General features: G+C 58.2%; 11 protein-coding genes. 2 read left to right on the plus strand and 9 right to left on the minus strand.

Translation table 11 applies throughout. The features are described 5' to 3' along the window. Positions 1-109: 109 nt before the first annotated feature. Entirely contained in the window at positions 110-802 is a 693-nt protein-coding gene (locus ACP3TY_RS11715; RefSeq protein ID WP_426620036.1) for a GntR family transcriptional regulator, read from the plus strand. Here the strand turns inward: ACP3TY_RS11715 and ACP3TY_RS11720 are convergent. From ACP3TY_RS11720 to ACP3TY_RS11735, 4 genes are read right to left on the minus strand one after another with little or no spacing between them, the layout of a single operon-like run. Next, entirely contained in the window at positions 799-2,025 is a 1,227-nt protein-coding gene (locus tag ACP3TY_RS11720) for an amidohydrolase family protein (protein WP_426620037.1), read from the minus strand. The two genes, ACP3TY_RS11715 and ACP3TY_RS11720, sit on opposite strands and share 4 nt — an antisense overlap. Further along, positions 2,022-4,502 (minus strand): ATP-binding cassette domain-containing protein, encoded by a 2,481-nt coding sequence (locus ACP3TY_RS11725; protein ID WP_426620038.1) that lies wholly within the window; start codon positions 4,500-4,502, stop codon positions 2,022-2,024. The genes ACP3TY_RS11720 and ACP3TY_RS11725 overlap by 4 nt, the downstream gene beginning before the upstream one ends. After that, positions 4,499-5,368: a branched-chain amino acid ABC transporter permease gene (locus ACP3TY_RS11730; RefSeq protein ID WP_282351804.1), complete on the minus strand. Its 870-nt coding sequence runs from the start codon at positions 5,366-5,368 to the stop codon at positions 4,499-4,501. The genes ACP3TY_RS11725 and ACP3TY_RS11730 overlap by 4 nt, the downstream gene beginning before the upstream one ends. A gap of 3 nt (positions 5,369-5,371) precedes the next feature. Next, complete coding sequence (locus ACP3TY_RS11735) at positions 5,372-6,565, minus strand: ABC transporter substrate-binding protein (RefSeq protein WP_426620039.1); 1,194 nt, start codon at positions 6,563-6,565, stop codon at positions 5,372-5,374. A 322-nt stretch (positions 6,566-6,887) separates the two neighbouring features. Here ACP3TY_RS11735 and treS point away from each other — a divergent pair, with 322 nt between their 5' ends. Beyond that, positions 6,888-8,954, plus strand: a complete 2,067-nt coding sequence (treS, locus tag ACP3TY_RS11740; protein WP_426620465.1) for a maltose alpha-D-glucosyltransferase — start codon at positions 6,888-6,890, stop codon at positions 8,952-8,954. Positions 8,955-9,002: 48 nt separating this feature from the next. On the opposite strand, the gene umuC is transcribed toward treS, so the two are convergent. The 5 genes from umuC to ACP3TY_RS11765 form a co-directional block, all read right to left on the minus strand. Then, the gene (umuC, locus tag ACP3TY_RS11745) at positions 9,003-10,283 is read right to left on the minus strand and encodes a translesion error-prone DNA polymerase V subunit UmuC (protein WP_426620040.1); all 1,281 of its coding nucleotides are present in this window, start codon (positions 10,281-10,283) and stop codon (positions 9,003-9,005) included. Next, positions 10,270-10,701: a LexA family protein gene (locus ACP3TY_RS11750; RefSeq protein WP_053120212.1), complete on the minus strand. Its 432-nt coding sequence runs from the start codon at positions 10,699-10,701 to the stop codon at positions 10,270-10,272. Before ACP3TY_RS11750 ends, umuC begins: the two co-directional genes overlap by 14 nt. A gap of 108 nt (positions 10,702-10,809) precedes the next feature. Continuing rightward, positions 10,810-11,133, minus strand: coding sequence for a hypothetical protein (locus ACP3TY_RS11755; RefSeq protein WP_212549517.1), 324 nt, complete (start codon positions 11,131-11,133; stop codon positions 10,810-10,812). 87 nt (positions 11,134-11,220) lie between these two features. After that, entirely contained in the window at positions 11,221-12,033 is an 813-nt protein-coding gene (locus tag ACP3TY_RS11760; protein WP_426620041.1) for a DUF1206 domain-containing protein, read from the minus strand. Positions 12,034-12,172: 139 nt separating this feature from the next. Beyond that, positions 12,173-12,391, minus strand: a complete 219-nt coding sequence (locus ACP3TY_RS11765) for a hypothetical protein (protein ID WP_053120216.1) — start codon at positions 12,389-12,391, stop codon at positions 12,173-12,175. Positions 12,392-13,614 lie beyond the last annotated feature (1,223 nt).

Below are 13,614 nucleotides of genomic sequence, written 5' to 3' on the forward strand. Positions count from 1 at the left end.
TGCAGCGCACATTTGCCGGGCTCGGGCGGCTGGCGGATAATGCCGCCGATTGCCCGCCAGACACATTGTTGTGGATTGGCCTGCGGCGTTCTGAAAAACAGAGGAAAGGATGGGCTTGAGCACTGTCACCGCCAAACAGCTTGAGGTGCAACGGATCGTCGATGCGCTGTTCAAGGCTATCGCCCAGCATCGCCTGCCGCCCGGCACGCGATTGATCGAAGCGCATATCGTCGAAACCCTGCAAGCCAACCGCAATCATGTGCAGGTGGCGTTGCAGCGTCTGGCGATGCAAAAAGTGGTGACCATCGAAGCCAATCGCGGCGCCATGGTTGCCCAGCCGACGGCACGCGAAGCGCGGGATATTTTCAGCGCCCGGCGCGCCATCGAGCGCGCAATTGTCGAGGCGATCACGCCGGACACCATGCGCACGCAGCGTCAGCGTATCGCCCAACACATGAACAATGAACGCAAAGCCACCAACGACACCGATCGCCGCGCCATCGTTCGCGAGCTGAGCGAATTTCACCTGCTGCTCGGCGAGATCAGTGGCAACACGGTGCTCAGCGACATCCTCGCCAACCTGATGGTGCGCAGCTCATTGATCGTCGCGCTGTATCAGCGTAATGACGTGCCGTCGTGTGCGTCCGACGAGCATCAGGAAATCATCACCGCGCTGGAAAAGGGCGATAACGCCAAAGCCGTGGCGGTGATGATCGAGCATCTGGATGAACTGGAAGCACAGTTAGCGCTGGAAGAAACTGCGCCCGCCGAGTTCAACCTCAAGCAGGCGCTGATTGATTAACGCGGTTTGATCAACGTTGCTGCCGGCCGACTAAACGTTTGGCGCCCGCCCTTGAAGCCCATCAGCGGTGCGCTGATTTCAGCGATGACTGCCGCCGGCGAAGGCGCGTCGAACACGATGAAATCGGCGCGGCACCCTGGTCGCAATCCGTAATCCTTCAATCGCAGCATCACCGCCGACTCGCTGGAGACCCACGCCAGGCATTGCAGCAGTTCCGCCACCGTGCCCATCTGACTGACGTTGGCGAACAGGTTGGCCTGACGGATCAGCGACGCATCGCCATACGGCGTAAACGGGTTACCGATGTTGTTGGTCGAGACCGAGCAGGTCACGCCGCACGCATGCAAATGCGCGAGTGGCGCCAAGCCTCTGGGTTTGTTGTGGAACGCCTCGCGGCCGAGCAAAAACAGATCGGTGCTCGGCAGACAAGTCACCTGCACGCCTGCTTTGGCCAGATGCAGAGCCAGCACCGTCAGTGGCTCACGGGGCAGCGTCGACAACTTGGTCGCGTGCCCGATGGTGACGCGTCCGCCCCAGCCGTGCAGCTGCGTGCAGCGTGCGACTTCCATGACCGTCATGCCTTCGGTGTTCAGGTCGAAATCCAGGTGCAGATCGAGGTCGCAGTCGTAGCGCACCGCCAGTTCAAACAGACGCTGGATCTGCCCATGAGGGTCGCTGTCCATGTACGGGCAGCCGCCAAGCACGGTTGCGCCGCTTTCCAGTGCCTGACACAACAGCGCCTCAGTCCCGAGATTATTCAGCAGACCCTCCTGGGGAAACACGCAGATTTCCAGACTGATGGCCCAGGCGTAATCAGCCTGCAAACGGCGAATCGCGTTGAACCCGGTCAGACCGATCTGCGGATCCAGTTCGACGTGGGTGCGCATGTGCGTCGTGCCTTGCACGATTGCTTTTTCCAGCGCCTGCGCGCCACGCTGATAAACATCGTCTTCAGTGAATTCCGCCTTTGCCGCGCGGGTTTGTGTGACGGCTTCAGCCAGGGTGCCTTCCTGCAAATGACAGCGCTGCATGATGCAGGCCTTGTCCAGATGGATATGGGTTTCGATCAGCCCCGGCATCATCAATTGACCGTGCAGATCAAGGGTTTGCCAGTGGCTGGCATTCGGGCTGAAGCCGTCGACGAAGCAGCCGTTCTCAACGTAGAACTCACTTACTTGGTGATCGCTTCCGAGCCGTGCATTGATGATTTTCAGGGTGCTCATACATTGGCCCCTTCACCCAGATAAGCGGCGGCCAGCGCTTTGTCGGCGCGCAGTTCTGCGGAGCCGGCGGCTTTGACGATGATGCCGGTTTCGAGAACATAAGCGCGATCCGCCACTTGCAGCGCGAGGTTGGCCATTTGATCCACGAGCAGGATGGTCACGCCTTCGTCGCGCAGCGCCGCCAGTGCGTCGTACAACTCGCCGATCATCGCGGGCGAAAGACCCAGCGACGGCTCATCGAGCAAGAGGATTTTTGGCTTGGCCATCAGGCCGCGGCCCACGGCGACCATTTGTTGTTCGCCGCCGGAAAGTAGCCCGGCCGGGTTGTCGATGCGATCTCGCAGGCGCGGGAAGCGCTTGAGGATGGCCTCGATTTCAGCCTCGGCATCGAAGCTGTCGCGACGCGAATAGCCGCCGAGCAACAGGTTGTCGCGCACACTCAGATACGGGAAAACCTGACGGCCCTCCGGCACCAGGGCCAGACCTTTAGCGGCGATGGTGCTGGCGTTGGCCAGTTCGATGTTTTCGTTGTCCAGCAAAATACTGCCGCCGCTGGCGCGATGCAGGCCGGCCAGACATTGCAGGATGCTCGATTTGCCCGCGCCGTTCGCACCGAGAATCGCCACCAGTTCGCCGGGATTGACCAGCAGATTGACCTTGTCGACCACGGCTGACGCGCCGTAATCGATGACCAGATCCTTGACGTACAAACGCGCATCGCGGCTGCCATTCCACACCTGCTCGCGAGGCGTGGCTTGATACTCGGTACCGCCCAGATACGCGGCGATGACTTGCGGGTTTTGCCGAATTTCCGCCGGCGGCCCCGAGGCAATAGGTTTGCCGGCGTCGAGCACCAGCAAGTGCTCGGACACCGACATGACCAGCGCCATGTCGTGCTCGACCAGAATCACTGTCAGGCCGAAATTCGCCAGTTTGCGCAGCAGAATGGCCAGGTCATCCGTGTCACGACGACTGAGGCCCGCTGCCGGTTCATCCAGCAATAACACTGCAGGCGCCGTCGCCAATGCACGGGCGATTTCCACCAGACGCCGATCCACATGCGGCAGATCTTCGGCGGCAATATTTACTTCACCGCGATAGCCGACCAGTGCCAACAGATCCAGCGCCAGACTGCGCTGCTCGACTGTGGAAAGGCTGAACGGCAGGCCCATGCGACCCTGCTGCATCGCCACCAGAAGGTTGTCCAACACCGACATTTCGCCGAACAGCAGGGTGGTCTGATACGTACGGGCAATCCCGGCCCGAGCGCTTTTCCAGGCAGGCAGCCCGGCCAGCGGTTGTTGCAGTTCAATCTGGCCACTGTCCGGTACATAGAAGCCGCTGATCATATTGAGCACGGTGGTTTTGCCCGCACCGTTAGGGCCGATGATGCTGGTGATGCTGCCGGCGGGGGCATGCAAACTGACGTGTTGCGCGGCCTGCACGCCGCCGAAACGAATGCCGATATCAGTTACCCGCAAGCCTGAGTTCACGCCACGGCTGCGCAGATGCGCGGCGATACGCCGCTCATTGAAGTGAGTGGGCGGCTGCAAACGCGTGGGTTTGATCCAGCGTCGGGCGAGGGCGCCCAGCAGGCCATTCGGTGCGATCCACAGCACCAACAGCAGCAGCGTGGAAAAAATCAGCAAACGATATTCGGCAAAATCCGAGAGCAGTTCCGGCACCAGCACAATCAACAGCGCGCCAATCAGCGGCCCGAAGAGCATGCCGCTGCCACCGACGATCACTGCCAGCACAAACAAAATCGACTGCGAAAACGGGAAAGATTCCGGGTTGATGAACATCAGCAACGGCGCGAGCAAGCCACCCGCGAGTCCGGTCAACGCCGCCGACAAAGCAAAGGCGAGGGTTTTGCTGATGACCGGATTGAAGCCCAGCGAGCGCGCAGCGATTTCTGAAGCTTTCACCGCGCGCATGGCTTTGCCCCAGCGGCTTTGGCTGAGGCGCTGATAGAAGAGCAGGGCGCCAATCATCAACGCGGCGGCCAACAGCGCGAGGAAAATCGACGGATCAAGCCCGGCAAATTCCGGCATCGGGATGCCCATCAAACCGTTGGAACCGCCCGTGACGTCACGCCATTCGATCAGGCTGTGATGCACGACAAAGGCGAAGGCAATGGTGATCATCGCAAGATACGGGCCGCTAACCCGCAGGGCCGGAATCGCTAACAGCGCGCCGATGACTCCCGCCGCGACACCGGCGATCGGCAGGGCCAGCCACAACGGCCAACCCGCCAAGGTCAGCAGCGCCGACACATAGGCACCGATCGCGTAAAAAGCGATATGACCAAAGGAAATCTGCCCGCTCAGGCCGATCAGAATATTCAGGCTCACGCCAACCACTGTCGCCAGCGCGCACAGGGTGAAAACCAGCAGCGAGTAGCTGTCCAGCGTGAACGCCATGACCCCGGAAACGACCGCGAGGAGGGCGATCAGCAAGGAGGGAAGGTTCTTCATACTTTCACCAATGCCTGGCTGCCGAACAGACCGTTGGGACGAATCGCCAATGCGACAATCACCAGCGCAAACGTGAATATCTGGGTAAACGCCGAGCCGAAATACATGGTGATCAGCGCTTCCGTCAGACCAAACAGCAACCCCGCCGTGAACACGCCGCCAGCGCTGGTGATGCCGCCAAGAATCGCCACCGCAAAGGCTTTCAGGCCAAACAACATGCCCATTTCCGCGTTGACGCTGAACAGCGGCGCAATCAACAAACCGGCGACGGCGGCGAACACCGTCGAGATCGCAAAAGCGATGGCGACCACACGATTGACGTTGATGCCCATCAGCATCGCCGCGCGAGGATTCTGCACGCAGGCTTCCAGCACTTTGCCCAGCCGGGTGTAACGCCGCACCAGATACAACGCCAGCGCAATCGCCGCCCCGGCCAGCGGAATCAGCAATTGCAGGGCACCGACGTTGCTGCCGAACATCTCGACATTCAGGTTGGCCAGGCTGCTTTCAAACTGCCGAGGCTCCTTGCCGAAGGTGAACAACGCCAGGTTATCGACCAGAATCCCGCCGGCCACCGTCGCCATCAGCCACGCCTGTGAGCCGCGACTGTGAAACGGCCGCACCAGCCAGCGCTCGATGGCCAAGCCATACAGCGCACAGAGCAGCAACGTCAGCGGCAGCGCAAACCACAGCGACCAGCCCCAGTTGATGCAAAAGGTGTAGCCCAACACCGCGCCGACCATCATGGCGCTGCCCTGGGCAAAGTTGACGGTGCGCGAGACGACGTAGGTCAGGTGAAACCCTAACGCCAGCAACGCGTACATGCTGCCGAGGCCCAGCCCGGAGATGATGGCGGCGGTGTACATGGCTTACTCCTTAGGCGCGAGCGGGACGATTTGATCGTTGACGAAGTGCGTGAACAGGTAATCGTCCGGCCCTAACGCGTCATGCTTGGTCGGGGTAAACGGTTGCTTGTAGTCCTTGATCAAACCGTCGTATTCGCTGATGGCGTAAAAGCCGTCGCGGATCGCTTTGCCGTCGGTGCTACCGGCTTTTTTGATCGCTTCAACGGCGAGGTGCAGCCCGTCATAAGCATTGGCAATGCCCACCGCCGGGGTGACGTCAGCCAGGGTTTTGATCTGCGGGTAGGCGGTTTTCAATGCGGCCAACAAGGCATCGCCCTTGGCGCTGTTGTGCTCGGTGAACACGTAGGTCTGGATGAAATGCACGCGCCCGGCGTTCGGCCCCGCGAGTTCGCCGAAGCGGCCACCGGCCGGGCCCCAGTGCGAAACGACCGGCACGTCCCAGCCCATACGATCCAGAGATTTCACGACTTGCGCAGAGGGGCTGACATTACCGACGAGGAGGAGGGTGTCGGCACCGGCGTTTTTCAAGCGAGTGAGTTGCGGAACGACGTCGAGATCGCTGTCCTGAATCCGCTCGACACCGGCGTTGGCCATGCCGCGTTTTTCCAGCGCACGCTTGAAGCCCGCCTCGTTGGACTCGCCCCACGGATTGTTGATGAGGATCATCCCCGGCTTCTTCATGCCGTGGTCGACACCGTATTTCACCAGCGCCTCATCCACCAATTCATCGACAGCGGAAACACGGAACACGTAGTTGTCAGCCGCGCCGTTTTCGGTGATTTTCGTACCCGCTGCCCAGATGCCCATGAACGGCACTTTCATCTGATTGACCAGCGGCACGATAGCCAGAGAAACCGGCGTATCGAGACCACCAAACAGTACGGCGACTTTCTCGCGTTGCACCAGTTCGCGCGCGGCGAGGATTCCCTTCGACGGATTGCTTTCATCGTCGCGACGCACCAATTCCAGAGGACGACCGAGCACACCGCCACTGGCGTTGACCTCATTAATCGCCATGGTCAAACCCCGCGTCAGGGCTTCACCGGATTTGGCCGACTGCCCGGAAAGGGCCGCGACCAGACCAACCTTGATCGGCGGCTCAGCCGCTTGCGCGCCACCGAACATTGCCAGGTTGAGCGTGACTGCCGCAGCCACGGGAAACAGCAGACGTTGCAGGTTTTGAAACCGAGTTGCCATGGGTGATTCTCCTGATTGCTAGCAGTTACAGATTTATTGCTAGCAAGGAGGGTGCCACTCGGATTTGCCGTGAAACCTACAGTGTTTACGGGGTGCTCACGGAGAGATTGCGCTCCAAATAAAGGCGAATTGCACCATGGCGAGGCGCCGGGCCATTTGGCTATTTGATTTTCCGCCCTGTCTACCGGGTCGAGGCGCCTTCGCCAAGACCAATGCAACGAAATCCACCTCCGGGCCTCATACATAAATGAATCGGGCGGTGTCGCTGTGCTGGATGCAAGGCCCGATCGCAGGCTCACTCCAACGAGAGGCAATGGTTTTCATGACGACGGCTGAACAGAACCAAGTGGCGTGGTTGGTCGAACAATCCATGCTGCATGCCGCAAGGCAGCGGGCCAAACTCTATTCGGGACAGGGCCGCTTGTGGCAGCAGCCCTACGCCCATACCCGGCCTCGGGACGCTTCGGCTTTGGCCTCGGTCTGGTTTACCGCGTATCCCGCTTCCATTGTTACCCGTGAAAACGGCACCGTGCTGGAGGCCTTGGGCGATGAAGGTTTGTGGCACCTGCTCTCGAAAATCGGCATTCAGGGTATTCATAACGGGCCGCTGAAAAAGTCCGGGGGCCTGCGGGGCACTGAGCACACGCCGACCATCGACGGCAATTTCGACCGCATCAGTTTCGACATCGACCCGCAACTGGGCACCGAGGCGCAGCTGCAGGCGTTGACCCGCATGGCCGCTGCGCACAACGCTGTCGTCATTGATGATGTGATTCCGTCGCACACCGGCAAGGGCGCGGATTTTCGTCTGGCCGAGATGGCCTATGAAGATTATCCGGGCCTCTATCACATGGTCGAAATCCGTGAGGAGGACTGGCCGCTGCTGCCTGATGTGGCAGAGGGGCGTGACGCGCAAAACCTCAGCCCGCAGCAGGTTGATGCGCTGCGCGACAAGCATTACATCGTTGGCCAGCTGCAACGGGTGATCTTCTTCGAGCCGGGGGTCAAAGAAACCGACTGGAGCGCGACGTCGATCGTCATGGGTGTCGATGGCAAGCCGCGCCGCTGGGTGTATTTGCATTATTTCAAGGAAGGCCAGCCGTCGTTGAACTGGCTGGATCCGACCTTTGCCGCGCAGCAGATGATCATCGGCGATGCGCTGCACGCCATCGACGTCATGGGCGCAAAAATCCTCCGTCTCGATGCCAACGGTTTTCTCGGTGTGGAGCGCAAGCTCGACGGCACTGCGTGGTCGGAAAGCCATCCGCTGTCGATCACCGGCAACCAATTGCTGGGCGGGGCGATTCGCAAGGCCGGCGGCTTCAGCTTTCAGGAATTGAATTTGACGGTTGACGACATCGCTGCCATGTCCCACGGCGGCGCCGATCTCTCCTACGACTTCATCACCCGGCCGGCCTACCAGCATGCGTTGCTGATGGGCGATACCGAATTCCTGCGGCTGATGCTGCGCCAGATGCACACGCTCGGCATCGACCCGGGCTCGCTGATCCATGCCTTGCAGAACCATGACGAATTGACGCTGGAACTGGTGCATTTCTGGACGTTGCATGCCCACGACACCTACATGTTCCAGGGCCAGACGTTCCCCGGCAACATCTTGCGCGAACACATCCGTGAACAGATGTACGAGCGCCTGACCGGTGAACACGCACCCTACAATCTCAAGTTCGTGACCAACGGCGTGTCCTGCACCACCGCCAGTATCATCACCGCCGCCCTCGGAATTCGCGACCTCGATGCAATTACCCCTGCGGATATTCAGCAGATCAAACAGATCCATTTGCTGCTGGTGATGTACAACGCGATGCAACCCGGGGTGTTCGCGTTGTCGGGGTGGGATCTTGTCGGCGCACTGCCTTTGCCGGCAGAGCAAGTCGAGCATCTGATGGGCGATGGCGATACCCGCTGGATTCATCGTGGTGCCTACGATCTGGTGGATCTGAACCCGGAGGCGTCGCTGTCAGCGGGCCTCATGCCCCGTTCGAAATCCTTGTACGGCAGCCTGCCTGTGCAAATGCAGGATCCGGATTCGTTTGCCTCGCAACTGCAGCGAATTCTCTCGGCGCGTCGGGCTTACGATATTGCCGCCAGTCGGCAGATTCTGGTTCCGGACGTTGAACACCCGGGGTTGCTGATCATGGTTCACGAACTGCCTGCGGGCAAAGGCACGCAGATCACCGCCCTGAACTTCGGCGCGACACCGATTACTGAAACCCTGCACTTGCCCAACATTGCCCCGGGGCCGGTGGTCGACATCATCAACGAGCGGGTCGAAGGTGACCTTACGCCGGAGGGTGAATTCACCATTGTTCTCGATGCCTATGAAGGCCTCGCGCTGCGGGTAGTCAGCAGTTCGCCGATGATCTAGGGCTTTGCCGCTAGCGGGTGTTGTCGGATGTTCGGCAACACCCGCCGGCTATCGGGCCTTGACCGTCCACAGCTGATTGACCTTGGTCGTGTAGCTTTGGCTCATCAGGTCTCGACGCATCCCCCAGTCAGGCGCGGCGGGCACACTGGCCACCCGAAGAACGCCCTTGCCCCAGCGGCCATTGATCTCATCGAGAACGCTCATGACCTTGTCAGCCATCGCCGGTTGCGAATGGGCGAACAGGTCATCCGTGAATTCACCTGGCTGCCGCAAATCCATCAGCAGCACTTCGGCCTTGCTGTATCTGAAGCCCGGGCGAAACAGCCGATTGACCGCTTCCGTGGCTGCTTTCGTCATCAGGCGCACATCGTTGGTTGGGTAGGGCATTTCCACCAGTGCACCATTGGCATATTTCGCTTCTTCCGGATTGAACATGCCGGTGCGAATGCTCACGCGCATCTTCTTGCACAGCGAGTTTTGCGCGCGGAGTTTTTCGGCCGCACGCTGGGTGTAGGTCGCGACGGCTTCCTTGATCGGCTCGATCTGCGTGAGTCGGGTGCCGAACATTCGGCTGCAGCAGATTTCCTGCTTCGGCGGGTCAGCCTCTCCCAGTTCGAGGCATGACGTGCCGGCGAGCTCGCGCGCGGTCTTCTCGATCACCACGCTGAATTTCTGCCGAAGCATCCACGGGTCGGCCTTCGCCAAGTCCATGGCAGTGATGATGCCCATGACTTCCAGGTGAGCTTTCATACGCCTGCCGATGCCCCAGACCTCGCCGACATCGGTGTTGCGTAGCGTCCAGTCGCGTTTGAACGGATCGCAGAGATCGACCACGCCGCCGGTGATGTCCAGCAGCCTTTTGGCGGTATGGTTGGCGAGCTTGGCCAAGGTTTTGGTGCGGGCAATGCCCACTCCGACAGGGATGCCCGTGCGTTTGAGCAATGCAGAGCGCATCTGCCGACCAAACGCGGACAAGTCACCGGCAATGCCCGTCAGATCGGCAAACGCCTCGTCGATGCTGTAGACCTCAAGCGCAGGCACCAGCGATTCGATGATGGTCATGACGCGTTCGCTCATGTCGCCATACAGCGCGTAATTACTGCTGAACGCGACGATGCCGTTACGGCGCAGATGATCCTTGATCTGGAAGTACGGCTGGCCCATTTTCACAAACGGTTTGGCGTCGTAGCTGCGCGCAATCACACAGCCATCGTTGTTGGACAGCACCACGATGGGCGTCTTCGCCAGGTCGGGCCGGAAAACCCGCTCGCAACTCGCATAAAACGAGTTGCAGTCAATCAGGGCGAAGACCGGTTCAGGTGTTGTCATGATCGCGCACGCTGTATTTCACCACACCCCAGATCACCAGCTCATCGCCCTCCATGACATGTCTTGCCGGGTATTTCGGGTTCTCCGATAAAAGCATCACGGCGTTCTCGCGCAGCAGCAGACGCTTGCAGAAGGGTTCGGAGTTCAGCGCAGCGATGACGATATCGCCACTGACCGCATCAATACTTCGATCAACGACCACCAGATCCCCTGAATAAATGCCGGCGCCCTGCATGCTGTCGCCGTCAATTCTCACCAGGTACACGTGCGGCGCTCGGATGTCGAACAGCTCATCGAGGGAAATGTGCTTCTCGATGTGATCAGCCGCCGGGGAGGGGAAGCCCGCCGGCACCCGGGATGAGTAGAGGGGCAGCTTCTGGCCGCCGGTCGCAAGTGGGCCGAGGAGGGTGATGCTCATGATGCAAGCCTTATCAGATTAACTGTACATGCATACAGTTAACGATTTGCTTGGCTTTTGGTCAATCTCAGGGCTCGGCAATTCGACGGGTGACCGTATTGGCGGGGGCTAGTCAGTTCCTTTGCAGAGCGTTTCATACCATTGCGCGTAAGGCGTATTGGAAACTTGATGCCTGTTTAGATCAGGACTGCCATCGTCCCACCACACCGGGCCTCGTTCTCCGAGTGCAACTTTTGCAGCATGGACGCGTGCTCTTACTGCTTTCAATTGCTGCGGGTCACTGGCGGCTTTTGCAACTTTTACGTCCCGTCGGGCGGCCATGAGTTCGTTTACAAGTTGCTGTCGCAGATCTTCTTGCAGCGAGGGATTGGTGCATCGCCATAGCTGCCCTTTGACAACAAAATAGCGACCGTCAGGCGTCACTGGGTGCATTGCTCATCTCCGATCGTCCAAAGAATGCTCGATGGACGATTGTCGAAGTATCGGGAACAGGAGGGCGGTTCGTTAATTCCTGAGGATCTACTGACTGGAAACGCCCGGCACGTCCATGTTGATCTTGCGCCAGCACGCTTCAGAAAAACTGTAGACCGAAAAGGCAATCAGCCCCAAGGCCATCACCATCAAAATCAGCCATCCTGCGGGCAGATTTTGCAGCGCGTCCAAGGCCTCTTTCATTCCGGGAGGATCCATCGCCTGGTAAGCGGAACCGCTGACGGCCAGCAGCAATGCGATCTCTATAAACACCACGCCACGGGCGATCAGACCGAATCGGGACACCGGGCGGACATAGCGCATGACGTCTTCGTCGGCCTCGAAATACTTTTCAAACGAGGCCTTCCAGCCCTTGATGATGTGAGCAATGCCAACGCCCAACGGAATAAGCGCAATCAGGTAAACCAATAAATTCGAGTATTCCCACGACAACAGATGCGCCAGCCAGTCTTTGGTTTGCCCTCCGGAACTGCCCGAACTTTTGATCCCGCTCACAAGCAGGCTCAAGGCAAATAACGCGAGCGCGCCATTGACCAAACCGCCCGCCAAAAGACCCGCGCGAATCACCAAACCTTTGAGTTGTGTGCCGTGATGATCAACATCACGCGTGGCTTGAAGCACACGCCAGGCTGCGAACGCGAGCAGACCTGCGACCACAAGTCCTACTAAAAAATAGCCGAATGGCTGGGCCAACAAAGCTTCGAGACTTTTGTGACTGTCTTTGGGTTTGGTTGAGTCATGGGCGGCGAGTAACGCGAAGATACCGATGATCAAATAGAGCACGCCTCGAGCGGCGTATCCACCTCGAGCGAGTATCACAAGACTGCGGTGCGCGGACATCGGATCAATTCCTTAGAGTAATAAGGAACAGACCGTTGCGGTTCGGAGGGGTTCTACTGCAATTTACTGGGTGGGGAATCCAGGTTTAGAGGCGCTAGTTGCCCAGAGAGGCGGAGCACTAAGGCTCCGCACAGACACTTCAGACTTTATTAGCGTTGAGCTTGCGCAGCTCTTCGTAAGTCGCCGACTGGACGAACCAGAAACCGGAAACGATGCACCAAACCAACGTGCCGGCCACGAAAATCCCCAGCGCAGGCAAAAAACCGGCGGTGAACAGGGACACGATTGCGACCAGCCAGATAACGGCCAGGGAAACGTAGAGGACGAGGTTGTTGACGCTGATGACGAAGTCTTTCACAGGGCGTGTTCCTTACGGGAAGTGATAAAGCCCCCAATCCGGGGGGTGCGCATGCTATCACCAGCCGTCATGACTTTGAACAACAAGGCCCATTGAAAGAGCGTGATCATCTGAAACGATTTTTTCGAAGTCGTGATACAGGGCGGTAGTGAACAGCATTCCGTAATACATGATTTAACATAATATACATTACACGTAACAAAGTATTACGAGGTTGGGGTGGTTGCGCACAGCATTTCAATCTCCAGCATCGCTAGCGCTCTGAAGTAAAAGTTTGAAATTTTGGGAAGTAAATGTTTGAAACGATGGTTTCGTCTCCATTAAAAAAAATTACTTCCTCGTGGTCTAGCCCGCGCATTTAGCATTCTATCTGATGAGTTTAGGATCAGTACGATCGCCCGATGATCTGCACTGGTTCTCCATACCGTGTTCATTTTTGTCTCCATTAATACTCGCGGTCTCCGTTTAAAGGTTTTACTTGCTGGGCCCGCGCGGGTCTATTTCCCCAAAACGACGCTGCGTGAAATCTGAAGCCTGCAGCGCAGAGTTGATGCTCGGATTTCACCGGTTGTCTCTCGTGGTAAGGATCAACGGCTGAGACATTCCATTCAGTTAAGGTCATAGAGCTAGTGCGATTACCTGGCAGCCTAGGGGCTGCAATGCTTACGACACATCCCCACCTGCAATCACGTCGCTGTGTGAAATCTGTAGCGTTCAGCATGGAGTTGGTGCGCTGGTTTCAAGGGCAGCCACTACCGGTATGGGGAAAAGGCAAACGTCGGCCGAATTACATGCAGATACGGAGGGTTTTGCGGTGTTCACCTTGCGCTTGAGGGTTGTGCAGCTTTCCTGCCACCAAATATCCTGGAAGCTCGCCAGAATTCGGCAGATTCAAAAGCTCAGCAAATTGATAGTCCCGTACCGCTGTAAACCACAATTTTGACTTGTTAACTACCGTAGTTAACAAGTCAAAAAACGAGTTAACAGAATGGTACTGAGCCTGCGTACAAGCGTTGATTTGCCTAGCGCCGCTGGGGTTTCAATGCTCTGTATCGCTGCTCGAACTTTTGGGGTTCGCGTTGAGATGGTTAGATCTATTATTGCTTTTGATGCACTGTCGATGATGACCGTAATCATCGGTTTCGGTAGGTGTTGTCCCTCTTCATCGACCATTAAAATATCAAGGAGAAACGTATCAATCACTACGGATTTTTCCAGTTTTG

The sequence above is a fragment of the Pseudomonas rustica genome, from assembly GCF_049959085.1.
Lineage (GTDB): Bacteria > Pseudomonadota > Gammaproteobacteria > Pseudomonadales > Pseudomonadaceae > Aquipseudomonas > Aquipseudomonas rustica.